This window comes from Bacillus cereus group sp. Sample62, assembly GCF_036851315.1.
GTDB lineage: Bacteria > Bacillota > Bacilli > Bacillales > Bacillaceae_G > Bacillus_A > Bacillus_A wiedmannii.
The window spans coordinates 2932689-2957952 of the sequence record NZ_JAFLPK010000001.1; the positions used below are offsets into that span (position 1 = coordinate 2932689).

A 25264-nucleotide genomic window follows, 5' to 3' on the forward strand; every position below is an offset into this window, starting at 1 on the left:
TATGGATTTAATTCACACTTTAATCGACCTCAATTACATCACCAAACTTAAACGTTCTTTGATTATGAAAAGCATCTCGGTACAAATAATTGTCTCATTTAATGGATTTTTATCAGCTACTGTTATGTAATTTTTATATAGATAGCTATTTTTATAATATGTAAGTAAAACCTGTTCCTCACCTAAATATGAAATTAACGGCTTATTTTCAATCCTTTCTTTAATACAGGCGAACTGCTCTGGCATACTAGCAACGATAAAAAGTAGGTATGCTAAAGAAGCCGATTAAGTTTGTTAAAAAATCGTTTTACTGCATGTATACAACGATATTACACAAAAGGTATTGTCCCCTTCTGAATTACCATTAATTCGGATTAATATATGTTATTATATATTTGTAATTAATGAAATAATAAGAAAGAAGGGGTTGTTGTGGAAACAAAGATTATAGAAACAGAGAAGAAAATTGATTCAAAATCTCTTTTGGCTTTAGGATTATTAATTATTTCAGGAATTGCATATCAATGTATCGCACTTATAGTCAGTCATATACCTGAATTATTAGCAATGATTCTTGAAGCTTCATGGAATCTTGTATTATGTGGAATTATAGGATACTATTTTTTAGGGAAAATATCTTTAGAGCAATTCAAACATTTTAAATTTAAGACATTACTCTGGGGTTTACCTTTAACGATTATCGTGGGCATGGGTTCAGGCGCACTATATAGTTATATTTTTGAACCCCCAACTACAAATTCTGTTGCTCAAGTAATAAGTGTTTCGATGATTTTAATCCGTGTACCATTCATGTTAATGGGTGAAGAATTGCTATGTACTAACATAATCATCGCATTACAAAAATTAGGATTAAAATTTGGTACAGCATCAATAATATGTAGCGTTCTGTTTGCCTTATGGCATATTCCTGCTTATGGTTTCGTGCCAATGCAATTATTGATAACTATAGTCCCTGTTAGGTTATTCCTGAATTATATATGGAAAAATTCAAAGAGCGTTTGGGTAAGTTGGATTTGCCATCTCACTTTCGACATTATTGGATTTTTACCGATGCTTTTTAAATAAAAAATTCCACTGTACTTATACGTAACAAACAATAACATAAAACAAAAAGAACCTTAGGGTTCTTTTTTTACTTAACAGAAAATGATTCATATTGAATTGTACAACCCATTTTTTTGCTAGGATATGTTCCACAAACATTATGCCGCCCACCTCCAACGCGACGTACAAGGTTAGAAACACGTATATAATTTATGAGTTTTTGGTTCATTCCGAATCCTTAAGTTGATGGGCATGAGGTAGCGCCACATACCCATCAACTTAAGAACAGAAACTTACGCTTGACATAATATCAAATTTAGATGAGCAAAGCTATTACAAATGAATAGAATCCACTCTTTAAGAATACATAAAATACATAAAAGCTTAGTCTGACCACTACATCATTAGTGAAAGTAGGATTCTATAGATTTGGGAGGAAGAGATATGCAAAAAAAGGTTCTTCTGTTTACAGATTTGGGGATTGATGATGCGTTTGCTATACTGTACACCTTTTTTCGTAAAGACATTCAACTTGTAGGAATTGTAGCCGATTATGGAAATGTATCAAGAGAAAATGTAATAAGAAATATTAACTATTTGAAGTACATTGCGGGAAGAGAAGAGATACCTGTATTCCTTGGTGCTTCTGTACCGTTGACAGGTATATTGATTCAGTATTTCCCTGAGGTACATGGAAAAGTCGGATTAGGCCCTATTATTCCCCCTGAAATTCCATATCCAGTTTATCCTTTAAATGATATTTATCAAATTATAGAATCAAATTTAGAAGATCTTACAATTATCAATTTAGGAAGACTTTCTTCGCTAGCTACGACTTTTGTATTGAATTTAGAAACAATGCGAAACGTAAGAGAATGCATTTGCATGGGGGGAGCTTTTTTCTATCCAGGTAACGTAACTGCTGTGGCTGAAGCTAACTTTTACGCAGACCCTTATGCAGCAAATTTAATTCTGCAGCATGCAAAGAATTTGACAATTATTCCTTTAAATGTGACTCAACATGCGATTGTTACACCCGAAATGGTCCAGAAAATCGATGCATTTCATCGGAATACACAGGATCCTGTAGGGCTTATCATCAAACCTATGTTAGATTATTATTATAATTTCTACTCCAAGTCTAATCCTGGTATCAGTGGAAGTCCTATGCATGATTTTGTAACAGTGTGGTATTTGCTGAATCAAGAGTCCATTGGCCTTTCAAAGGTACCCATTAAAGTAATTCCTGATCAAGGAGAAGGATTTGGTCAAAGTATTACAGACTTTCGTTTTGTTACTAATCCAGGCTATAAAACGCATAATGTAGCTTTTCAGTTTGATTATGAAAAATTCAAGAAGGATATTATGGAAACCTTCCTACAGAAAAGAGTGTAACAGACTTTATTAACTTCAGATAATACGGATTATGTAAATGAAATATTCCTGCACTTAACGTACAGGAATTCGACTAGCATACAAAACTTCTGAAATGTTCTGTATCATTCGGATGTTTGTTAACCATCAATTTTTCTTTCCTCTCCTATATATTCACGTTTATGTTTAGGCATACCGAAAATCCCAATTTCATTTTTCAATGAATCTCTAATTTCCTTATACTTATTAAGTTTTGGTTTAATCAATTCAATAGAACGAATACGACCGCTAGTTTGATATTTTATAATATCCTCTTCCATCTTCGATATCTGTACATTATAGTAATAAAAATTTTGAAAGAAAGTACATGATTCACAGTCATTTCAGAAGAAGATTTTGAAAATAAAAAAGGATTTGACCTTTAGGGCCAAATCCTTTTTATATTTATTATTTCGCAGCTAGTTTTTCTTTCACTTTCGCAGGAAGTTCTGTTTCCTTTACTTCTTCGTAATTCTTAACGAAGTGATTCCCTTCAGAATCTGTTGATTTTAGTACATTTACACGAAGAAATACGGACTTTTCAGACTTCTTATCAAATAAAGAAAAAGTAATTTTTTCTTTTTCACCATCTTTATTATATGCATTTAATATATACTCATTTGTTGTTGGATGCTGTTGTTTATCTTCATTACCTTGAATCTGCACATAATATTCTTTTGCTGTCGCCTTTTCATATAAACCGACTAGTGCACTTTTTTGCCATACTGCAAAAAAAATTATAAACAATACAAAAATCCCTAAATATTTTTTCATAGTAATATTCCTCCGCTTTCACTTGATTACATAATGAATTTATCATGAATCCTCCAATTGAAGGATTCATTTTTTTACATTAACATTACGATTTTGTAATATCTAAACGTACAATGGTATTATGAGACTTCTATATTAGAAGTCTTTTTATTTTCATTATTTTACTGCTAATTTTTCTTTCACTTTCGCAGGAAGCTCGTCCTTCTCCACTTCTTCCCAAGATGATACACCTTTTTCATCAGAGTAGTAGACACGTAGGAATGCATCTTTACGAAGGTTTTTTTGAGCATCGAATTCTAACTCTTTTTCTTTACCGTCTTTATCAAATCCAGTTATCTTATACATATACTTAAAGTTTTTATCACCTGAAATATAAACCCTAACTCTTTTTTTCTAAACTTATCTAGTGATTTTGATTTTATCCGAGTAATATCACTATTATTTATTATTATTTTTCCAGTAGTAACATGATCAATTGTTGATATACAGTTAAGCAATGTAGTTTTGCCACTTCCTGAAGGCCCCATTATCCCGACAAATTCTCCCGAATCTACCTTAAAACTAATATTATCTATAGCCTTTGTTACATTATCTTTATTACCGTAATATTTCTCGATTTTTTCCACACTTAATATATTTCTCATGTATACTTCCCCTTTGTCATTATAAGAATGCTTTAACTCCTAATCATTTATGTAATTTATTTTATATAATTTCATTCATAGTGTCAGTTGAATTACATTTCATTAACATTACATTTTTGTCATATTGACTAATCAGGATGTTTTTTCTTAATATATCCATACTAAACATAATATGAGATGATCATTTTATATTTAATGTAGATGTAAAAATGAGAATCGGTATTACATATTTTGAAAAATATTCCCTTAAATAGAGATAGACTCCATATTTAAACACGTTACAAAAGATTATCCACCAACATTTATTACTGTTGGAAATACTGCATCATTCAAAGATCAAGCCAAAGCATTAGCTTATGTATTGTAAGGGAGTACCTGTAGATAAGTTTTTCTTTGATAAAAATGTTTTTGGAGAGTTGGCACATGAATTTCAATTTAAAATGAATACACTAACAGGCCAACAAGTTTTTTACAAAGCTCTTGAGTTTTTAAATCCAAACAAATAATATGTCTTACGTTGGTTAAAAAAATAAAGTATTAACTAATATAAACGTTCGTGAAACAAGTATTAAACAAATTCATAAAAACCTTGCTACACTTCATATGCAACAAGGTTTTTATGAATGAATGTAATTACTTAAATTTATATGCTCCTAAAAAATTGATGCGCTCCAACTAGCATGTAATTAATAAATAAGCTAATTGAACATACATGTAATTTTGACCTTTGAACGCATATTTTTTAATTACACTTCTTATATTAAGAATCTGAATTTATATTATGTAAAATATTCTAATTTTGCATTTGGAAAAAATTTTTTCATATAAGAATATAGATGATTTTTTATATCCTCTTCTTCTTCTTTTTGATAAATATATTTACCAATTCCGTACTTTCCCCATTTATATCTTCTTCTCTCTTCATCTAATTCTAATTTTGTCATAGGATAATTTTTTTCAATCACCCTCTTAGCAGGCTTTGTAAAACGATGCTGAATAAATTCAAATGTAATATCATCTCTTGCATCAAGGGGTAATTCAGCGTCAAGACGTTCAAACATATGATAGTATCCCTCCTGCCAACCTTCATGAAGATAGATAGGAGCCACAATGAAACCTAGCGGATATCCTGCTCTGGCTACTTTTCCTGCCGCTTCAATTCGTTTAGCTAACGGAGAAGTCCCAGGCTCAAAATTTTTAATAACATAATCAGCATTTACACTAAAGCGAAATCTAGTTTTTCCGTTATGTTTTGCATCAAGCAAATGATCTACATGATGAAATTTTGTAACAAATCTCAACTTTCCATACTCAGATTCTCCAAAATGCTCAATTGCACGTTTAAGAGTATGAGTTAAATGATCAATTCCTACAATATCTGATGTACACGAGGCTTCAAACCTTGTTAATTCAGGTATACGAGCCTCCATATATTTGTCAGCAGCTTCTAGAATTTCGTCAACATTTACATAAGTACGGATATATGGCTTACTTCCCATCGTTGTTTGTAAATAACAATAATGACAATGTCCCATACACCCTGTTGCAAAGGGAATAGCATATTCCGCTGAAGGCTTTGAAGTATCAAATTTTAGTGTTTTTCTAACCCCTACGACAAGAGTAGATTTTGCTACTCGATATTTTTGAAAATCGTTTTCGCCTGGTAGGTCTCTTACTTGATTGTGGGAAGTAGTATGCCGAATTTCAACATCCATCTTTGAAAACTTCTCATAAAGCTCTTTCCCTAATGGATAATCTAATGCTTTGGGTTCAAAATATACAAGCTTAGGCATAAATGGGTTGTTCATTCTAACACCCCCTCTGAAGTATCCCCATAATAGTATGTGTAAGCTTGGTTTGCCTCTTCCTCAGTAGAATAAACAGCCATCTCATTTGTTAGTGGATAATAAGTTTCGTAAAGAAATAAAGCTAACTCATTTGGTCTCTCAGGATTATTTACAACTGCTGCGGCTTGTATATTTGCTACATCTTGAGCATGGGGGTTTCGGTAAAAAATATAGACAATATCTCCAGCATGATAAGCTATACTTTCATTAGAAAATTCCATTCAATCACCTTTTCTTTTGACAAATTTCAATATGTAAAGTAATACATTCTAAATTTTTTCCTATATTCCATAAAAATATGTCTTCTTTTATCAAGGAGAATCTAGGTTCTAATAATTGCAATCTTATTTGAGATGGACCGAATACAAAGAATTTCATTTTGGATTACATTTATGATTAACCCTATGGTGAGGTACCATCTGCTCATCGACTTAAGAATAGAAGCAAAATAAACTTTCGCTCATCAGGACTAAAGTATTCTTAAAGTAATGGTAAACTCTTAATTTTCTTTTTCATACTGAGCACACACCTTTTTTAAGTATTAGTACCAATATTGCCAGGTTTGAAAATTTCTTTCTAATAGCTTAAATTTGCTACACCATAACCAAATTAATTGAGCTGAATGGTGGTTCACATTGTTAAAATAAAAATTTGCACATAGAAAATAAGAAATTGTACAAATTAAGTATGAATCTATTACTTAATAGTGAGGTGATTAATTATGTCAGTACTAGACAATTTTGATCAATGGAAAAGCTTTTTAGGAGAGCGCTTAGAACAAGCAGAAGGAAAAGGGATTGCTGGTGAGGCTGTTTCAGATATGGCATTCCGTGTAGGGGATTATTTAGCAAATGAAGTAGAGGCGCGAAATGATCAAGAAAAATTATTAGCTGAGCTTTGGAAAGTTGCTGATGAACAGGAACAACATATAATTGCTAATTTAATGGTAAAGTTTGTACAACATAAATAGACAATCATAACTTGCCAGTCACACCTCTATATAAAAACGGTGTGACTATTTATTTTTCAAAACCTCCATCTCATTAAATAGATAATTTTTGTCTACCGTTTTTACGTATAAATTTCTCACCTTTAAAAACAATATCTATAAACAGGGGCTGTACTTTTGCTTTTCGAGAAATCATGAATAAATTTCTAAACTTGGCGGGTAGAATAAAATGCTATCTGTTTTTCTGTATAAGATTTTTCATTTCACATATACTACTTTTGCACCTGTCAACTAATACGAGCCATTTTGGTGTTTTGGATCTCCCTTCTTGGGATAAGTACTTTTTACTTATCCCTTTTTATATATTTACATAGACTTCGTTTAACAATAATTATGACCTGATTTTCTTTTTATGTGTGTTGTTCTAAACAACATAAATTTTTCTCCTCTAAAGGACACAGGTACAATTACTCTTGCTTTTTTATTCGTATCACATATTCCCCATGAAGAAGCGAGTTATGGTTATCAAATATTTAATAATCGTGAAGACGATTGTATAAAAGTTATTTTGAAACCTTAAAGGACTCCTTGTTAATTACTTAATATCAGTTGTTTTTTGTGCTAAAGATAAGATTAAATCCAAGATCTTATCTTTTTTACTAAAAAAATAAATATATTTAAGTTTGAAATAAAGTTTCTCATTTTAAGGGCTAGCCTATAAATACTTTCTTTTTGCCAGAAGCTCTTAGTTATCTTTAATTACTGCCTCTATAAAATAAAGCTGAACAATAGTATTTTTACTGTTCAGATTTATCCAATTAATCTGATTATAATATTGTGATTGCTGATTAATAGGCTGATAAATGCGTGCTATAGCTTTTATTTCAGCATCTGGTGCTGGTGATAATGGATAGTAACCTTTTTTCACCATGTATTGCCAAATATCATACGCATGTCTACTACTATTTAAAAAGGTTTTTTCTAAAAAAGACCTCAAATTTGGATTTGCACATTCCAATAAAGCTCTGGCATAATTTAATGCAGCTGATTTTTGATTTAAGAGATAGCCCGTAGCAATTGCTCGATCGTTCGAAGGTGCTCCGTTTATACTAGGTACAACAGGTGGATATTGTTCAATAGGTGCTTTTACATAAGAAACCAACCCTGGATTTAACTTAGAGGGCTGAAAACGCTCAATATCGGGCGTACTCTGGCTTTGGACAAATTCTATTTTAAAATTATAGTCTGCCACATGGAGTGGAAAATGTTGCTGTAATAATCGTTTTAATTCTAAATCTTGTGCTTGCTGAATGTATGTACTCATCGTATTAATTGTATTGTAACAGCCAGCAATTAATTCACTTCAATCACGTAACTCATGAGTAGCTAATTGCATCGGTGAAACCTCCCTTTTAAAGTTTTTTTATTCTCTCCCAAAATATAAAAAATATAAGGAATGCATATGATATTTCTTATTACCTCATAATATAGCTATTCATTTTCTTTTTATGAAAGGAGAAGTTTTAATGCATACGGTATGGAAAGGCTCTCTTTCACTTGGTTTGTTAAGTATCGGTGTGAGACTGTATAGTGCTGTCGAAGAAAAAGATATTAAATTTTTAAGTCTTCATAAAGAATGTCTTACTCCAATTAAGTATAAAAAGATTGCTCCTGATTGTACAGAAACTGAAGTAAGCGATGAAGAAATTGTGAAAGCTTATGAATATGCGCCGCATAAATATATAATTATTAATGATAAAGAATTAGAAACACTACAAAAAAAAGATGAGCCGCGAATTATTCGCATTTCATCTTTTATCCAAAATGATGAGATTGATTCAATTTTTTTCGATCGTTCCTATTTTATTGGTCCTACCAATGGGAATGAAAAGCCCTATTTGTTACTAAAAGAATCATTAGAGAGAACAAATAAACTTGGTCTTATTCATATTACTATCCGTAAGAAACCGCATCTAGCTATTATTCGTAGCTTTCAAGAAGGACTTATTCTACAGACTATCCATTATCCTGATGAGATTCGAAATATAAAAAACATGCCTGATCTTCCTAAGTTTGAAGAAAACCCAATACAAAAACAAGAATTAACTACTGCCATGAATCTAATTCATCACCTTACCACTCCATTTAAACCCGAAGAATATGCAGATGAATATAAAGAGGCGCTTTTTAATCTTATAGAAGAGAAAATTGAGGAACAAGAAAAGAACGAAATCATATCTCCAACCAAAAACATCATTAATATCATAGAAACATTAAATGCTAGCATTGAACAAGTAAAACAACAGAAAGAAAAAAATAAAAGAGGAATAAACGAAAAAAAAGCCAAATAATTGTGGCTTTTTTTACCTTCTCTTAAAGAGGATTACACTTTGGCATCTCTCCTCCAGATGATTGTGCTAATTTTAGTAAGTAGTAGCATTCTTCTCTTGCCATATGGTCTGCCATTCTTGCGGATAATGAACTTAATATTTGCTCTGATAATTCTAACTCTTCTATTTCATGAAGAAAATGCGAAAATAAATTAAGTTCTAATGAAACATCTTGCGTAAATTTCTTCAAAGCTGGAAAATGCTTAAGCTCTGTACGTAAATACCCCGTCATTTCAACAGCTTTTAAATAAAACTGTTCAAAGTGTTTGGCGTACATCTCACTCTTCTCTTTCAAACGTTTCTCTACAAGATCTAATTCACCTGAAATTGAACCAGCATGACCAGCCGCATCCGTTAACCATACAAGATGATAATGTAGTTCATGAAAAACAGGGGGTATTTCTCCTTTTATTAAATACTTTAATACGGTTATATACTCTTCTACTTCATTTACCATATGGTTAATAAAAGTTGGAGTAAAGTGAATAACTATTTTTCCTTCTAATTGCTTTTGTATAATACTTAACTTAAATTGCCTAATCTCTTCTGCCAATTGTTTAACATCTTTCGCAAATTCAATTAAACTAACAGTATTAATACGACTTAAAAACCCATCAAATTTCTCTACAAAATATATAGCTCTTTGAATATCTCCAGTTTCTTTTGGAGCTAATGCATCTAAAAGGAACTGTGCATGGTCTCCAAGAACTCTAAGCCAAAATTTATGTTCAAATAATGCGCTTTCTTCATAAGTTCGATTCATCTCATTTCTCTCCCTTACCAACATGTCTTTCTTACTGATTAATACTAATAAAATATATAAAATATGAATTTTAGCTAGTTTTAATTTATCTTCAAAGAATTAAAGGCTACTTTTATCTAGAGAATGTGCAGAAATACATTCAAATAGATTTTTAGTAGCATAAGCACCTCTGAATGCCACTCAAAATTATTATAAATATATACAAATAACATTAATAATAACTTAATCAATTCAAGGAATAAACCAACATCAATTAGATAAAATAGCCATTTTTAACTATCTAGAAAAAGAGTTATACAGTATGTTTTATTATAAAGAAGAATTAATTGATATTATTAAACCAGATCCAGCAGCCGCAAAGGTTCTACAAGAAATATTAGGTGTTCCTTCTATAAGTAATCTATTATATACATTAACTAGAAAGATTTTAGTTTTTATCAGGTTAAGTCTTAAATCAGTAAAATTTTCAATACCACTTATCCCCATACTTTCAACAGCCATTTTTAGCAGTTGTTGACGCTTAATGACATACTTACAACTTTACATAATATATAATTTGTGAAGAATTGATTTATATGATAGAAATTGAATGAACTATCTCCTATACTTACTAAATTTAATCTTTATCACCTGGCATACTTTCTAGAAAAAATGACATACTACGTATGTGCTATTACACTAATAGCTCAATTAATCTTTCATTCAACTGGCAGATAATCCATGTTTTTATCTGCCAAACTCTATTTATTGCCTTTTATTTTTAAAATCATTTATGTTCGGAGTTTATATAATTGAATTTTTCACATTCTAAAAAGGAAAAGAATAACTATTCCAAAAAATAACAACAAATGCTATTAACCCTATAATTCAACCTGTAAAACAAGCCATGAATGGATTGTATGGAATGCCAGAAACTGATATTGAAGATAAAGATCATCCCAAAAAAGGAATTCGAAAAATATTTAGTATTTTCAATATATTCTTTATTTCCCATACATATTTCAATAATGATAATAAACAAGGAAGATTAAATTATAAAGAAGGCAAGCATTAATATATGCTTGCCTTCTCTTCTAACGACGATGTTCTACAAGATCAATTACACCTAAAACAACGTGAGCTAAACCAAATCCAAATACTGTATTTGCAATCATTTTATTAGTTCCACGAGTTTGTTTAAGAGCATAACCTGCTGCTGTCACTGCTGTACCTAGTGCCGTTGGAATTAATCCTTCACGAATATCCACAGTGATTGCCTCCTTATATCGTAGTTAGTAATTTTGTTTTAATGTTTTAGAAGTAAAGTACTAAAACAGGTATTAGTATTTTTCTTTTAAGTAAAATTATGTAGGATTTCTATAAATAATTTTTTACAATCATTAAAATAATATAGACAGTAAAGAAAGATTCAATTCAATATTTTTATTAGTTTATTGTCCTTATCTAACATCAAGATCTTAGTAAATAAACGTCTTATTTCCAATATTTTTCTAGAACTTGTGTTGAATGTTTCAATCTTAATTATATGTCTTTACTATTTGACGCCAATAATTTCTGCCTTCTTTTATGCAATATTTTTAATTAAGTATGCAAAGTCCTTTACTGACTATCCAAAAATAATTTAAAGTATTCCCATTTTATATTTAAGCTTAAAATTATTATCTATTTTTCTTTTTGCAATTATGATTAATTAAAACTACTTACGCCCATACTATCCTTTGTTTAATACATACTACATATGGAGTTGAATTTAAAATGGAATATAAAGATAAAAATTCTACTGAAACTGCCCTATTACAATACAAACATGGGTTGAGTTTATTTGCTGAAAAAATGCCCAAACTTACTGAACAATTTAATTCTTTTACAGAAGAATGCTTTAAAGATGGTAAGTTATCAAAGAAGGAAAAACAATTGATTGCATTGGGTATAAGTCTTTATTCTCAGGATGAGTATTGTATCATTTATCATACAAAGGGATGTATGGATCAAGGTGCTTCAGAACAAGAAATCCTTGAAACGGTTGGAGTAACAGCTGCATTTGGCGGAGGCCCTACCATGAGTCAGGCGGTCACACTTGTTCAAGAATGTATAGAAGAATTAAGTAACAAAAATTAATTACAAAAAGATTTTCTTGAGCTTAAACTTTGTTTGTTTATTTCCACAACTTTTATATATTGACTAATAAACATAAAAAACTTGAGCATTTTTTATTATGCTCAAGTTTTCATTTACACATTTAATTCATACTATAAATTGTCCAAGATAAGTATGTAGCAAAGGTAGTCCATAACAGATAAGGAATTAGAAGCCACCCAGCTACTTTAGATAAGCGGAATGAATAAATGATAAGAAGAAATGCAGTAACAGCCACTAATAGACAATCTATTGTTGCTAAAAACAAATTTTTTTGACTGAATTGAAAGTAACTGAACGCTTGATTACAGATATAATTTAAAAGGAATAAAAACCAAAATGTTTTTGGATTAAATCCATACTTGTTGTAAATAATTGCAACTGACAATGCAATAAGTCCATATAATACAGCCCATATAATTCCGATCGTCATACCAGAAGGTGTCCAAGATGGCTTTTCTAACGCATCATACCAAATACGATCAATAGGGAATAAAATACTAGAAACATAAAACAAACCATATGTTAGTAAGAATACTATGACACTAGATTTTTTCATAAACATTCTCCTTTTTATAGAAGGTTTTAGAAACTCTATATGATTCGTATGTTCTTTCAATGAATAAAATTTTTATATTTAATATGCAAATAGACATTCTTATATTTTTAATTATAACCTTTACATATCAAATTTATATTGATTCGTTTATTTTATACAAATTCCTTCATATTTTTATATGCACAAAGCGCTCTCTCTCGTGCTGCCTTATGATCAACAATCGGAAAAGGATATGTATCACCAAGCTTTATATTGGCTTTTTGTAAAATTTGCTCAGATGCTTCCCAAGGTTTATGTATATATTTGTTTGGTATATCTCTTAATTCTGGTATCCAATTTCTTATATACTCTCCGTTTTCATCAAACTTTTCCCCTTGTGTAATCGGGTTAAAAATACGAAAGTACGGTGATGCATCTGCTCCACTTCCAGCAACCCATTGCCACCCCATTGTGTTATTTGCAATGTCAGCATCTAGTAGCGTATCCATAAACCACTTTGCTCCTTCTTGCCAAGGAATTAATAAATGTTTTACAAGAAAAGATGCAACGGCCATTCTTGCGCGATTATGCATAAAACCAGTTTGCCATAATTCTCGCATTCCCGCATCGATAAATGGATAACCAGTTTCCCCCTTCTGCCATACTCTTAATAATTCCTCGTCATTATTCCATGGGAATTTTTCGAATTTTTCATTAAGAGGCTTATATACTGTAAACGGATAATGGTATAGCAAATAATAAGAAAACTCTCGCCAAATTAATTGACGTATAAAACCATTAACTTGTTTTTCAAAAAGGCTACATTGCCTTTCAATACTTTTATTTGTTAAATAATGATATATAAACTTCACTGATATTTGACCAAATGAAAGGTAAGGCGCCAACATTGAATGAACGTTTTGATTAGGAAAATCCCTTCTTTCACTATAAGAGGGTAATTTATTAGAAAAAAATTGTTTGAATATTTTGTATGCCCCTTCTTCTGTAGGATTCCATATTGAGTCAATATGGGATGTCCAAGGTATAGTTGGAAGTAAGTTTAGCTCTGAAACAGATAAGCTTGCTGGTAGAGGACTTATCCCCTTTAAATTCTGCACTTTACTAATAGGTTCAGGTATTACTTGCTTTTGAAAGGCATTATAAAAAGGAGTAAAAACCTTATACTCTGTGTTATCTTTCTTTTTAATAATCCAAGGTTCTAATAACAAATGGGAATCAAATTCTCTACAGGTAATGCCTTTATCTTCAAGTACCTTTTTCATGTTTTGATTATATTTTAATCTCTCCGGATCATAACAAACATTCCAATATACAGCATTTACATTCATTTCTTCTATGAGAGATAGTATTTCTTCTTGTGTATTGCCTTTGCGAATTATCAAAGTAGAGCCTAATGCTTCAATCTGTTTTTGGACATCTGTTATAGCTTGATGTAGCCACCACTTTGAAGCACCTCCTACTAAAAAAGTTTCATCTTGTACATATACTGGAAGGATCTCACCCGACTGATTAGCCTCAAATAGGGCTAGGTTATCATATAAACGAAAATCTTTTTGAAACATAACAATAATTTTATTTTGCATGGTTATCCTTTCTTACTCTTAAAACATAATAGATTCTTTATGTGCATAAGTATCTCTTTTACTTTTGCATTATTATATTAATAATTCTTTGTGATCATAAATAAACTTTTCCATAGTTATTGGATTTCTATCTAGTAAATTTGATAAATCTGATGTGACTTTCTTAGCTAATCCTAATTTTGCGGTTGTATATATTCCAATCATAACCCAAATAAAGTCACTGTTAAGTCCCTTTTGAACCATTCTTTTTCTAAATGTAAATATACTTGGGTTTGTATAGACAATATGTTTATTTATTATTTTTGAAATAATAGCAGCAACTTCATAATATGTTAATGCCTCATTTCCTGTTAAAGAATAAGCTTTAAATTTATGTCCCTCTTCAGTTAATATCTTAGCTGCAACTTCTCCAATATCTCGTACATCTATAAAACTTGTTTTCCCTTTGCCGGCAGGTACCTCGATTATATTTTCATTTCTTAATTCATCACCATGTTGTGATAGTAAATTTTGCATAAAAAAACTCGGTCTTAGAAATGTATAAGGGATTCCAGAATCTTTTATTATAGCTTCAATTTTAGCATGAGGTACTATTGGATTTTTTTCTACTCCTAATAAAGATAAAAATATAATTTGTTTTATACCTATTTCTTTTGCAGCATCTATAACAGGCTGGAAATATTTTTTCGCATCAGCTAGATGTGGTGGTCGTATTAGAAATAATTTAGTAACACCTGTTAAAGCAGCCTTTACAGATGAGGGATTTTCAAAATCAAAATATACTCCTTCAGTTTCTCTACTGCGCGTTGCGACTTTGAAAGTAGCATTTCTTTTTATTAGTCCTTTTACAACCTCTTTTCCTACATTCCCTGTAGCACCTGTTACTAAAATCATTGTAATCACCCTCTATTTTTTTGTAAATTTCGAATCATACTTTGCAAAACTCGAACTGTATTTTCTACTTCCTCTTTAGGAATACTAGCTGTAGCACTTTTTATAACTTCATCGCTCACATTTTCTATTTCCTGTATTAATACCTTAGTTTCATCGGTTAAAAATATTAGATGTGACCGTTTATCTTTAGGATTATGTTTTATAAGAATCCATTCTTTTTGCAATAATCGTTGTATGATTCCAGTTACTGTTGGGCGGTCTGCCAAGAGCCTTTCAGCGATCATAGCAGGGGTGGTTCCATTTGGATAAAGAGATATATCCTTTAACACAGACCATTGCTGAGCTGTTATTTTATATTCTTTTAATTGATTTGATAATTCTGTTTTCGTCATTATACTTACCTTGTGTAATAAATAACCTAAATTATTCATATAACCCCCTATAGTTAGTGTACTAATTATATAGTTAGCATACTAACTATATTAAAAAAATGCAAATTTTAATTACTAATTTATATCTAAAAAAGATAAATCAAATTGTTTCTTAGATTTTAGTTTAATTTAACATTAAATTTTAGACTCACATTCTTAAATGGTTTAAATTTGTGCTATTTTATTAAAACATAACCTTCTTAACAGTGACATATCAGCGATAATTTATTTCTATTGCGTACAGTTGTTAACAAGTTCATTTGCAAACTTTTTAACAACTTTTTATATCTCTTCATAAATACAATCACCTTTACTACGATTGTTACAGCTTCTTTCATTTCCACTTCAGCTTTTAAGTTAAATAATCTATAAACTAAATCGAATTAATATTCCTATCCTAAGTTATATGGTATATATTCTTTTCAATGGAATACAGATACATATATTATGTATGGAGCCAAGGATGAACTGTGCGAATTTGAAACTATTAACTATTTTACAAAAAAACATCGTTGTGAATTAGAAGTCATGGAAACAGGTGAACATTACTTTCATACTGAGGAATAGTTAAAGATATTTAAACAGTGGTTACACAAACATATCGCTTAACAAATTACAATTTATCTTGAACCTGTTAGAGAAGAATCGTAAATATATAAACTGATATTATATTTGAGAGACATTATAAATGTGAATGTATTCACTTAAACAAACAGATGCTTTAGTTCAATAAGAATTAAACAACTTCATAATCACGCAGAAACGCCGCTGAAAAGCGGCGTCTTTAGTCAAAAAACTAAGTATACCTACTATTCCAACACATTACCGATTGGTTTTATGCATATTTCCTTCGAATTTTGCCAACCACCAATAACAGTAAGGGAATCCCTAGCTCATAAACGGGAAAAGCAATTGGAATTACGAAAAATATATAGTAATAATGGGTAAATGTCTGGATATTTTTAACTGACACAGCTATGATGAACGAAATAGGAGCAAGAACCAAAGCTACTTTTCGCCAATCCTTCAAATGAAACATTTGTGCTGTTCCATAACAAGCGATAAACATGTATAACGCCAGTTTAATAAAAATACTAAAAAACCAAATAATAACAATTAAAATATCCACATTTTGAATGAACTCCATGACGGATATGTACCGGCTCAGATCGTAAACTGGATATAAAAAACTTGAAGGTAAATTCGGACCGAATGTTAAAATGACCGCTAATGTTCCGATTGTTACCATGAAAACGGCTAGTCCTACTCCCCACATCGCCCTTGATGATGCTTGTTCTGGTTTGTCCATAAAGAAAACGAACATTGTCATCATGACAGCCTCTCCAAAAAATGCGGCTACAGGAGTATAGGAACCTTTAAGGATCGGAAGCCATCCAGAATCGTGATAAATAGGCCGCATATAATCCCAATTCATATTGCCAACATTCAAAATGATTACAAACATTATCATTAAAAGTACTATTGGTCCTATGATTTCACTTAAACGTCCAATCCCCTCTATCCCGCCTTGGTAAATAATAAAAATGAGCAATAACATCGCAGTGAAGACAATGACCCACAAAGGTGTATTATGAAATAAAGCGATAATAATGAACTCACCAAATTCACGGACGGTTATCCAAATTATCATGTACCAACCAAAGAAGTAGAAAATCATCAGTAGCTTGCCTAGCCATTTACCAAGAATGGTTTGGCTAAATTCAATTAGAGTTTGCTTCGGATAAAGCGAACCAAGTTTGGTTGCCAAAAAAGTAAGAGCAATCCCTATCGCTCCTGCAATCAAAATCGAGATCCACGCATTTTGTTTGACAGTACGAATCGTCGCTGGAATAACTAGAAGGAGGGACTGTCCCACTTCAAATGTGAACATCATCCAAAAGATTTGCCTGCCAGAGATTTTCATTGAATTTCTCACACTCTATATTCCTCCTTATTTTTTCATCTCATTTTTCTTTAACTGCAACGGTGGTCCAGTCAGTCCTACTCTTCGAATAGTAAGCTTTGTATGAACAGAAACCTGCACTTTTCGAAATTGTTTACTCCAATTCTTTTTTAGACCTTTCCATTCAGATGGATATTTTTGATGAATGGCTTCTCCAAATCCAAAGATATCGGTTCCGTATTGTTTTTGAATTTTTTTAATGATTTGAAGAGATTGCTTTTCGGATTGTTTTTCTAATACATGTTCTAAAAGAGTAAGATTTTTTGGTTGCGAAAGATCTAAATTCGTATTATTCTCCTGAATCGTTCCTTCACCAGAAAAAACAATGTCACACTTAATTGTGTCCCCTTGTATAGTAGGTATGATTTTTCTTTTGATTTTTGTCATATATAAACTTGCACTACCATTTCCTTTAGAGGCGCTTGCTGTAACCGTCTGTTTGCTTAAACGATTCACTACCCAAAGAGTCGTTAACCATTCCTGCATGTTTAAGTATCCTACCAATTTGAAATCGTTGTTAAATATAGCACCACCTACAATTTGAAAACCTTTGACCTCAGTTTTACCTTTTTTATGAGACACATTTAGTTTAATAACGGGCAAAATTGGGGTGATTCCATCACTCGTACCAGCAATAAGAAAATTTAATAAAGACATATCATATCTCCTAACGCCTCTATTTGCATCTGCTCTTTCAGTGCCCCAAGTGCCGGGATAGACTCTAAAGGGATGGATGCTTTCAGAAATTCTTTTGCAGTATTCCCTTTTATTACGAACGCACCTGCTCGTAATCGAATATCAGAATCGCGGCTATATGCATCTAAAACTGGAGCGAGACCGCTTTTAGCCATTTTTTCTCCGATCAATACAACACTGTCTGTATTATCTAAGCTTATTTTACTCTTTTCTATCCGACACTTACCAAAAATGGATATTTCCAATTAATTTCTCCCCGAAAATTTTTCTATTTTTGAGAAAAATTAAGATAACCTTTGATATCATTGTTAATATTAATTTAACTCTAAAAAAAACATCACTATAAAATCTTGCCATTTTCTTAATTCCTAACGCTTTTAATGGCGGTGTTGCTGCTAATACGATTGATCCACTACGGTTTATATCTCCTACAACAGCCAATTTTGTATATCGTGGATCCAGTCCTTTTTTAATACATGATACGCTTGCATAAAAGCTACGAAGATCTACACATAAAATAATACGATTCGGTAAAAGAGAATAATCATACACGGTTATCACTCCTAACAATAAGAACATTTGTTCTTATTGTATACGAACTCATGTTCTTTTTAAAGATATTTTCATGAAAATTTTGGTTAAAATAACCGTTATATCTGTGCGCTATCAATTAAGGCTGGAAAAACTATGTATACAAAACTGCTAGAATTTCAAGTAACTCATAAGCATAAAACTACTAAAACAAACCAATTAAACCTTTATTATCAAAACATAATTTATATAAATTTCTTTGTTTCTTATATGTGTGAAGATAATAAAATACTATTCCCAAAACAAAAAAGCATTCCTCTCTTCTATTAAAATTGTATAGATGGTTGATAGCAGTGTCATATACGAACCACACAGCTATCAATTCCCCCAATGATGAAAAGGCAACAATGCATTTGCAATCATTGTACCCATTATTTTCACAAAACACTCTTGTTACTGATTGTTTTATATGTAGGCCGTACTTATCCCCCCTTCACGCCTCCTTATATTTTTATCCTACACAATGAAAATCTCTTTTTCCTTACCTATCCCTTACATTCAAAATCGTTTCTATAATGAAAGGATTGAAGTAGCATCTGTGCCCAAAAGCACAAAAAACACCGATTTTTGTCGCTCCGGTGTTTTTTACACTTTAAATATTGAAGATTCATTTTACTCTTAACAGGTTACATTACTGATTTTTTTCTAATGTGATTATTTTTCTTGCTATATAACAAAATTTTATAGTGCTATATGAAACACTTATCACGTTGTCATTAAGACATATGATTCTACTTTTATTGATGCACTTGAGATGGACTCACTTTTTGAACAAGTATATCAAATGATTTCCCTAATGATATATCAACAGTTTTTGGTATATCAGACCCTTCGGTAGTTATCCCAGCGAAAATTGGATGTTGTTCGTTTAAGCAAGTTTTTGTTACTCCGTTCGCCTTGCGTACATCAATAAAAAATTGATCTTTTTTAACTTGTCCAAAGATGTAGTTATAACTGTTTGGATCATCTGATTTTAATGTTCCATAGGGGCCAAATTCACCATCACTATTAATTAGCCACAGTAAGACTTTATTTCAAACCCACAAAAAATAGATTACCTGTACACGAAAAAGTATAGGTAATCTATTTGTTTTTGAGATTAATAAAAACCTAATTTTTTTTTTGAATTCTTCCATCAATAATAGACTGAATTGGTTCTTTTGATTTTTTTATATAATCTACTAATGCTTCAAAATCAGTTGGTCCTGTTTCAGCATCTTTACCGTTTTTAAAGGATACAAATCCATCTCCACCTGAAGCTAGAAATGCGTTCGCAACGACGCTGTAAGTTTTAGAAGGAATAATTTCTTCTCCATTTGTTAAGCGAATACTTGTTACTTTTTCTCCATTAGGTTTGTTTGCATCCCAAGTGTATTGGATCCCTGAAATTTGAAGCATTCTTGTTATGTCTTTTTGCCATTGTTGATTTAAAATATCACGAATGTCTTGACCTGTTAAATTTACTTTTATTAATTGATTTCCGAATGGTTGAATACCATATATTTCTCCCCATGTAATATCACCAGCATCTAAATCATTACGAATACCACCAGGATTCATAAGTGCAATTTGGGATTGCATTGTTGTACGCTGGGCATCAGCAACTAAATTTCCAAGAGTAGATTCACCAGCCATATTGAGTTTGCGATCTAGTGGAGCAATAGACTTACCTACAACTTCATTGACAAGAGGTGCGATTTTTGCTTGATATTTCTCCATCTTCTTCTTTATTTTTTTATCAGGCTCCATGCCTTCATGGTAAGTTGTAACAATTTCTGCTTTTTTCTCAACAATATCTTGTGTTTTACGATCAATCTTTACATCAACATCAGCAAATGCCATACCATAAGAATTTGCTTGTACGACAAGTTTATTATTGACAGTTCCATTTACATAGGTGTGGCTATGCCCACCGAAAATAACATCGACTTCTGGATCAGTCTCATTTGCTAATCGGACGATATCACCATTTGTTACGCCGTTCCCATCTGTTATACCTCCGTTATGCGCAAGAACAACGATAGATTTAACGCCTAGTTTTTTTAATTGCTTTACGGATTTGTTAATAGCTTCAACTTCATCTGTAATTTCTACATTCTTTAGCATAGTAGGCATAACAAGGTTAGGAACATCCGTTGTTACGACTCCGATAAATCCAACAGGAACTCCTTGTACCTTTTTTATAGTGAATGGTGGTAAAAATAAACGACCAGTGGATTTATTATAGAAATTTGCGGCAACATATGGGAATTTTGCTCCTTTAAAATTTCCTGTTTTCTCATGGTATCCACCATAAATAAGGCGGTTCATTTCCTCAACACCTTCATCAAATTCATGATTTCCTATGGTTCCAACATCGAATTTCAAATCATTTAGAAATTCAATCGTAGGTTCGTCTTGTAATAATGCTGAAACAGGAGTACTTGCTCCAACAACATCTCCAGCATGTACCTTTAATGTATTCGGATTTTGTTTTTCACGATCACGTAAATAAGCCCCTAAGTACTCAATTCCCCCTGCATCTTTATTGTTAATTTTTTTTACAGTGTCTAGTTGCCCATGAAAATCGTTAATACCGAGCATTTGTACATCTATGTAGCGGTTTGGTTCTGTACTTGCTTGGGCTGAAGGCGCAGCAAATACACTAGTAAAAGTAACTGTACTTAATGCTAAAGCAACTGGAATGATTTTTTTCAACATAAAATTTCTCTCCCCTAATTGAAATCTGACATAATACGATGTTATTTTAATATATTAAGAGGATTATTTCTACAAAAATTCTACTAATTATAAAAATCAATAAGATTTTATTGTTTTCTGACAAAACGTTTCTTTGTTTTGAAGGTTATTCAAAATATTATCTTGATAGTAATATAACAATACTTCTAAGAAATCTAAAAAACTCTAATCAATACATTTTAGCTGTTAAGAAGAATATTCAATTCGAAACTAATGAGTATTTATCAAGCTAACATCTCAATATCACAATTTAAAAATGAATAAAAATTTTGTATGGAAGATTACGGTGGTGCACTACTCCGCATTTAAAAAGATGCTCGTGGATTTATCCAAGAGCATCTTTTATAAAGCTTTATTTTTACTTGTTTACAATTTATCAATTAACAATTATATAGTTGTAATCAGTCCTTTAAAAATAACAGGAGTGCTTCATTAAATTCTTTGGCATGCGTTGCATTTAGCCCATGCGGACCACCCTTTATTAACGCTACTTTAGAATTAGGAATTGCTTCATGTGTTAATTTCCCACTATATTCAAATGGTACAGTTGCATCTGAATCACCATGAATAACAAGGGTAGGTATATTAATCTTGGCTAAATCGCCTCTGAAGTCTGTTTTGCTGAAAGCAGCGATACAATCTAGTGTTCCTTTAGGTGATGCACCCGCAGCGATATCCCTATTGTAAAGTCGAAATGGTTCACTAACTAAGTCAGTTCGATCTCCAGCAGCAAAAAATCCTTTCGTAAACTCATCAAGGAATGCTAGGCGATCACTTTTTACTCCATTTTCAAATTCTTGAATTGCTACATCATCTAATACACCCTCAGGATGATCTGCTGACTTGTAAAGGAATGGTGGTACAGCTCCTGCAAATACAGCCTTCTCTACTCTATTCGTTCCATATTTCCCAATATACCGGGCTACCTCGCCTCCACCCATAGAAAAACCAACAAGTGTGACATTTTGAAGCTCTAACTGTTCTAATAGTTGATGTAAATCAGAAGTAAAGGTATCATATTCATACCCTTCCCACGGCTGAGATGATTGTCCAAAACCTCGACGATCATATGTTATAACTCTGTATCCAGCCTCAACAAGAGCGGGAACTTGGTATTCCCAAGATCGACCGCTTAACGGCCAACCATGAATTAGTACAACTGGTTTTCCTGTGCCATGATCCTCATAATATATCTCAATTGGTGCTTGATTTTCGGTTCCTACAGTAATTTTTGCCATTCTCCTACCTCCTTTAATATGTATCCTTTTCTTCAATAACCCGGATGAATCTCATAACCTATTTATGCACATTTATATTGTGGACTCTATGTATGAAACTCTATTGTTCCAATGATTCCATTTTCTCTTCATGGAACAATTCTCCATCTTATACCTTTTTCATCACGAAGTATTTGCTGAACATTCCTCCTATTCAATTCTAATAACAAAAATAGGTGACTATCAATATCATTCTATCTATAGAATGTATAGGTAAAATCAATCCATTTTATAGTGAAAATAACTATAGTTACCACCTATACAACTTATAGATAATTTAGAATTGATTAACCAATTAGTTTTCAAATACTATAAATTTGTATAGCGCTTCATGTTCCGTGAATGCTGCTATAACTAATATTAACGGTTAGTTTATTTATAAACTAACCGTAACAAACGAAGAATTTCGGGGTAATATTCCACTGTTTAAACTTTCTTCGATTACTTAATTTTTAGGAGGAATACATAATGACTGATCTCTATTCTCGTATTAACAAAGATGATGCTGTCGTTCTTTTAGTAGATCATCAAACTGGTCTTATGTCCGGACTAGTACGTGACTATGGTGTTGATGAATTCAAGAACAATGTTTTAGCTCTTGCTCACACTGCTAAGTTTTTTGATTTACCAGTTATTTTAACAACTAGCTTTGAAAACGGACCGAATGGACCTTTAATGCAAGAATTGGTTGATCTCTTTCCTCACGCACCCAAAATAGCTCGACCTGGACAAATTAACGCATGGGATAATGATGATTTTGTAAAAGCAATCGAAGAAACTGGAAAAAAACAACTTATCATCGCAGGCGTAGTTACGGACGTTTGTGTTGCTTTCCCGGCACTTTCCGCTATAAAAGCTGGATATGAAGTATTTGCTGTTACTGATGCTTCAGGAACTTTCAGCAAACAAGTTGCAGATGCTGCCAATACGCGTATGGCACATAATGGTGTGCAACTTATGAACTGGTTTAGCGTAGCTTGCGAATTACAACGAGATTGGCGCAACGATGTTGAAGGTTTTGGCAATTTACTTGCTAGTAATCTTCCAGGCTATCAAAATATAATTGGAAGCTATAGGGGAGCTCAGCGAGATTTTAGTAAACAAAATGCATAAATGTATTTCAAAGAAATAGCTTTAAATCACTTTCAAAAAATGGATAGTATACATTTAGTGCTGATTAAATCAGCACTCTCTTTTAATTTAAAAGGTATAGCAAAAATTTTATTTTTACGATTACAATTTTAAATTAACAGAAAATATATTATTTTCAATAATATATACATTTTAAACAATTAAAAAAGGAGCGTTTTATTATGAGTAATTTAGAATTGTTAAATCCGGAGAACAGTGCCTTAATTTTAATTGATTTTCAACCTCAAATGACTTTTGGAGTTGCAAGTATTGATAGACAAACATTGATTAATAACGTTATGTTGCTTGCTAAATCAGCAAAAACTTTTAACGTACCTACTATTCTTACTACAGTTGAGACACGCAGCTTTTCTGGTTATTTTTGGCCGCAAATTCTTGACATATTCCCAAACCATGAAATTATAGAACGCAGTTCAATGAATTCTTGGGAAGATCCAAAATTTGTTGAAGCAGTTAAAGCAACAGGTAGAAAAAAATTAATATTTGCAGCACTTTGGACTGAAGTTTGCCTTGCATTCCCTGTGCTTGAAGCAATTAAAGCTGGCTATGAGGTGTATGCAGTTGATGATGCTTCAGGTGGTACTAGTTTGACAGCACATAACGCTGCTATGCGTCGTGTAGAACAAGCCGGCGCAATTCCAGTGACAGCAATTCAAGTTTTACTTGAATACCAACGTGACTGGGCACACAAAGACACTTATGATGCTGTAATGGAGATTGTAAAGGAACATACTGGTGCGTATGGTCAAGGTGTAGAATACGCATATACTATGGTGCATGGCGCGCTTCCAAGTAGGAAAATATGAAACAAGAAGGAGTAGCTGTCGAAGAGACTCATACAGAGAACACAATGGATGCTGCCGATCCAGTAACAACGATTGTTACATGGGAAATTCAACAAGGTAAAGAAAAACAGTTTGAAACATGGAGACATGAAATCGAAGCTGCAGCTACTAAATTCCCAGGGCATTTAGGTGTAAATCTAATAGTCCCTAATAATGCATCCAGAGAGTATACTGTTATTTTTCGCTTTGATACGTATGAGCATCTACGTGCTTGGCAAGAATCAGATGTTCGCCGAGATTTGTTAAAAACGGCAGAACAATTTCAAGTTACTAATCCGAGTTACAAAACTGAAAGCAGTTTGGCTTATTGGTTTGTTACTCCGAAAACGCCAGTTCCACCGCCAAAATGGAAAATGTCTATCGTTACCCTTCTGGGTGTATGGCCTCTTAGCATGTTAGTTCCTAAATTGATAGGACCTATTATAAAACATATGAATCCTATTATGTCCGCTTTTTTCGTTTCTGTATGTATAGTGTCCTTGCTATCATGGGTAGTTATGCCGATTTTTGGTAAATTATTTCATCCATGGTTACAAAATAATAGGAAGTAGAC

Annotated in this window: 24 protein-coding genes and 10 pseudogenes; 12 read left to right on the forward strand and 22 right to left on the reverse strand. The window is 32.1% G+C overall.

The window, feature by feature from the left end; all coding sequences use genetic code 11:
- Positions 1-19: 19 nt before the first annotated feature.
- Positions 20-246, reverse strand: a pseudogene (locus J0835_RS14900) (YolD-like family protein).
- Positions 247-432: 186 nt separating this feature from the next.
- Here J0835_RS14900 and J0835_RS14905 point away from each other — a divergent pair.
- Both J0835_RS14905 and J0835_RS14910 read left to right on the forward strand, forming a co-directional pair.
- A complete protein-coding gene (locus J0835_RS14905; protein WP_087981101.1) occupies positions 433-1086 on the forward strand; it encodes a CPBP family intramembrane glutamic endopeptidase in 654 nt (217 codons plus the stop codon).
- A 423-nt stretch (positions 1087-1509) separates the two neighbouring features.
- On the forward strand, positions 1510-2460 hold the full coding sequence (locus tag J0835_RS14910) for a nucleoside hydrolase (protein WP_087981102.1): 951 nt from the start codon (positions 1510-1512) through the stop codon (positions 2458-2460).
- Positions 2461-2579: 119 nt separating this feature from the next.
- On the opposite strand, the gene J0835_RS14915 is transcribed toward J0835_RS14910, so the two are convergent.
- The 4 genes and pseudogenes from J0835_RS14915 to J0835_RS14930 form a co-directional block, all read right to left on the reverse strand.
- On the reverse strand, positions 2580-2759 hold the full coding sequence (locus J0835_RS14915) for a hypothetical protein (RefSeq protein WP_240588613.1): 180 nt from the start codon (positions 2757-2759) through the stop codon (positions 2580-2582).
- A 127-nt stretch (positions 2760-2886) separates the two neighbouring features.
- The gene (locus tag J0835_RS14920; RefSeq protein WP_087981103.1) at positions 2887-3252 is read right to left on the reverse strand and encodes a YxeA family protein; all 366 of its coding nucleotides are present in this window, start codon (positions 3250-3252) and stop codon (positions 2887-2889) included.
- A 156-nt stretch (positions 3253-3408) separates the two neighbouring features.
- Positions 3409-3600, reverse strand: a pseudogene (locus J0835_RS14925) (YxeA family protein); the annotation flags it as partial.
- 17 nt (positions 3601-3617) lie between these two features.
- Positions 3618-3896: pseudogene (locus tag J0835_RS14930) on the reverse strand (ATP-binding cassette domain-containing protein); the annotation flags it as partial.
- A 250-nt stretch (positions 3897-4146) separates the two neighbouring features.
- Here J0835_RS14930 and J0835_RS14935 point away from each other — a divergent pair.
- Positions 4147-4402, forward strand: a pseudogene (locus J0835_RS14935) (alpha/beta hydrolase); the annotation flags it as partial.
- A gap of 273 nt (positions 4403-4675) precedes the next feature.
- Here the strand turns inward: J0835_RS14935 and splB are convergent.
- Positions 4676-5704, reverse strand: a complete 1029-nt coding sequence (splB, locus tag J0835_RS14940; protein WP_087981105.1) for a spore photoproduct lyase — start codon at positions 5702-5704, stop codon at positions 4676-4678.
- Entirely contained in the window at positions 5701-5964 is a 264-nt protein-coding gene (locus J0835_RS14945) for a transcriptional regulator SplA domain-containing protein (RefSeq protein WP_087981106.1), read from the reverse strand. Before J0835_RS14945 ends, splB begins: the two co-directional genes overlap by 4 nt.
- A 500-nt stretch (positions 5965-6464) precedes the next feature.
- Between J0835_RS14945 and J0835_RS14950 the strand changes: the two genes are divergently transcribed.
- Complete coding sequence (locus J0835_RS14950; protein ID WP_087981107.1) at positions 6465-6713, forward strand: DUF3243 domain-containing protein; 249 nt, start codon at positions 6465-6467, stop codon at positions 6711-6713.
- 724 nt (positions 6714-7437) lie between these two features.
- On the opposite strand, the gene J0835_RS14955 is transcribed toward J0835_RS14950, so the two are convergent.
- Complete coding sequence (locus tag J0835_RS14955) at positions 7438-8046, reverse strand: spore coat protein (protein WP_242250107.1); 609 nt, start codon at positions 8044-8046, stop codon at positions 7438-7440.
- 172 nt (positions 8047-8218) lie between these two features.
- Between J0835_RS14955 and ku the strand changes: the two genes are divergently transcribed.
- Positions 8219-9043, forward strand: a complete 825-nt coding sequence (ku, locus tag J0835_RS14960) for a non-homologous end joining protein Ku (RefSeq protein ID WP_087981108.1) — start codon at positions 8219-8221, stop codon at positions 9041-9043.
- A gap of 22 nt (positions 9044-9065) precedes the next feature.
- Here the strand turns inward: ku and J0835_RS14965 are convergent, their stop codons facing one another.
- Positions 9066-9845 (reverse strand): DUF2935 domain-containing protein, encoded by a 780-nt coding sequence (locus J0835_RS14965; protein WP_087981109.1) that lies wholly within the window; start codon positions 9843-9845, stop codon positions 9066-9068.
- 301 nt (positions 9846-10146) lie between these two features.
- Here J0835_RS14965 and J0835_RS29215 point away from each other — a divergent pair.
- Both J0835_RS29215 and J0835_RS14970 read left to right on the forward strand, forming a co-directional pair.
- Positions 10147-10227: pseudogene (locus J0835_RS29215) on the forward strand (manganese catalase family protein); the annotation flags it as partial.
- Positions 10228-10636: 409 nt separating this feature from the next.
- A pseudogene (locus J0835_RS14970) lies at positions 10637-10797 on the forward strand (DUF4021 family protein); the annotation flags it as partial.
- Between the two features lie 121 nt (positions 10798-10918).
- Here J0835_RS14970 and J0835_RS14975 read toward each other — a convergent pair.
- On the reverse strand, positions 10919-11092 hold the full coding sequence (locus tag J0835_RS14975) for a hypothetical protein (protein WP_000354585.1): 174 nt from the start codon (positions 11090-11092) through the stop codon (positions 10919-10921).
- A gap of 508 nt (positions 11093-11600) precedes the next feature.
- Here J0835_RS14975 and J0835_RS14980 point away from each other — a divergent pair.
- On the forward strand, positions 11601-11963 hold the full coding sequence (locus tag J0835_RS14980; protein ID WP_087981112.1) for a carboxymuconolactone decarboxylase family protein: 363 nt from the start codon (positions 11601-11603) through the stop codon (positions 11961-11963).
- 121 nt (positions 11964-12084) lie between these two features.
- On the opposite strand, the gene J0835_RS14985 is transcribed toward J0835_RS14980, so the two are convergent.
- The 4 genes from J0835_RS14985 to J0835_RS15000 form a co-directional block, all read right to left on the reverse strand.
- Entirely contained in the window at positions 12085-12540 is a 456-nt protein-coding gene (locus J0835_RS14985) for a TspO/MBR family protein (protein WP_087981113.1), read from the reverse strand.
- Positions 12541-12692: 152 nt separating this feature from the next.
- The gene (locus tag J0835_RS14990; protein ID WP_087981114.1) at positions 12693-14123 is read right to left on the reverse strand and encodes a cryptochrome/photolyase family protein; all 1431 of its coding nucleotides are present in this window, start codon (positions 14121-14123) and stop codon (positions 12693-12695) included.
- A gap of 72 nt (positions 14124-14195) precedes the next feature.
- Positions 14196-15017, reverse strand: coding sequence for an SDR family oxidoreductase (locus J0835_RS14995; RefSeq protein WP_087981115.1), 822 nt, complete (start codon positions 15015-15017; stop codon positions 14196-14198).
- Between the two features lie 5 nt (positions 15018-15022).
- On the reverse strand, positions 15023-15448 hold the full coding sequence (locus J0835_RS15000; protein ID WP_048560574.1) for a MarR family winged helix-turn-helix transcriptional regulator: 426 nt from the start codon (positions 15446-15448) through the stop codon (positions 15023-15025).
- A gap of 426 nt (positions 15449-15874) precedes the next feature.
- Between J0835_RS15000 and J0835_RS15005 the strand changes: the two are divergent.
- A pseudogene (locus J0835_RS15005) lies at positions 15875-16015 on the forward strand (alpha/beta hydrolase); the annotation flags it as partial.
- 268 nt (positions 16016-16283) lie between these two features.
- On the opposite strand, the gene J0835_RS15010 reads toward J0835_RS15005, so the two are convergent.
- The 8 genes and pseudogenes from J0835_RS15010 to J0835_RS15035 form a co-directional block, all read right to left on the reverse strand.
- Positions 16284-17372 carry a GerAB/ArcD/ProY family transporter gene (locus J0835_RS15010; RefSeq protein WP_087981554.1) on the reverse strand — a complete coding sequence of 363 codons (1089 nt, stop codon included), beginning with the start codon at positions 17370-17372 and terminating at the stop codon, positions 16284-16286.
- A 27-nt stretch (positions 17373-17399) separates the two neighbouring features.
- On the reverse strand, positions 17400-18068 hold the full coding sequence (locus J0835_RS15015) for a Ger(x)C family spore germination C-terminal domain-containing protein (protein WP_442893510.1): 669 nt from the start codon (positions 18066-18068) through the stop codon (positions 17400-17402).
- Positions 18056-18262 carry a Ger(x)C family spore germination protein gene (locus J0835_RS29220; protein WP_442893511.1) on the reverse strand — a complete coding sequence of 69 codons (207 nt, stop codon included), beginning with the start codon at positions 18260-18262 and terminating at the stop codon, positions 18056-18058. Before J0835_RS29220 ends, J0835_RS15015 begins: the two co-directional genes overlap by 13 nt.
- A gap of 187 nt (positions 18263-18449) precedes the next feature.
- Positions 18450-18659: pseudogene (locus J0835_RS15020) on the reverse strand (Y-family DNA polymerase); the annotation flags it as partial.
- Between the two features lie 286 nt (positions 18660-18945).
- Positions 18946-19086, reverse strand: a pseudogene (locus tag J0835_RS29225) (serine hydrolase domain-containing protein); the annotation flags it as partial.
- A gap of 349 nt (positions 19087-19435) precedes the next feature.
- Positions 19436-19708, reverse strand: a pseudogene (locus tag J0835_RS15025) (erythromycin esterase family protein); the annotation flags it as partial.
- Positions 19709-19808: 100 nt separating this feature from the next.
- Positions 19809-21398: a bifunctional metallophosphatase/5'-nucleotidase gene (locus tag J0835_RS15030; RefSeq protein ID WP_087981118.1), complete on the reverse strand. Its 1590-nt coding sequence runs from the start codon at positions 21396-21398 to the stop codon at positions 19809-19811.
- 440 nt (positions 21399-21838) lie between these two features.
- Complete coding sequence (locus tag J0835_RS15035; protein WP_087981119.1) at positions 21839-22675, reverse strand: alpha/beta fold hydrolase; 837 nt, start codon at positions 22673-22675, stop codon at positions 21839-21841.
- Positions 22676-23182: 507 nt separating this feature from the next.
- On the opposite strand from J0835_RS15035, the gene ycaC reads away from it, so the two are divergent.
- The 3 genes from ycaC (at position 23183) to J0835_RS15050 (ending at position 25262) form a co-directional block, all read left to right on the forward strand.
- Positions 23183-23827 (forward strand): isochorismate family cysteine hydrolase YcaC, encoded by a 645-nt coding sequence (gene ycaC / locus J0835_RS15040; RefSeq protein WP_087981120.1) that lies wholly within the window; start codon positions 23183-23185, stop codon positions 23825-23827.
- A 200-nt stretch (positions 23828-24027) separates the two neighbouring features.
- A complete protein-coding gene (locus J0835_RS15045; RefSeq protein WP_000067162.1) occupies positions 24028-24672 on the forward strand; it encodes a hydrolase in 645 nt (214 codons plus the stop codon).
- The gene (locus J0835_RS15050) at positions 24669-25262 is read left to right on the forward strand and encodes an antibiotic biosynthesis monooxygenase (protein WP_087981121.1); all 594 of its coding nucleotides are present in this window, start codon (positions 24669-24671) and stop codon (positions 25260-25262) included. Before J0835_RS15045 ends, J0835_RS15050 begins: the two co-directional genes overlap by 4 nt.
- Positions 25263-25264 lie beyond the last annotated feature (2 nt).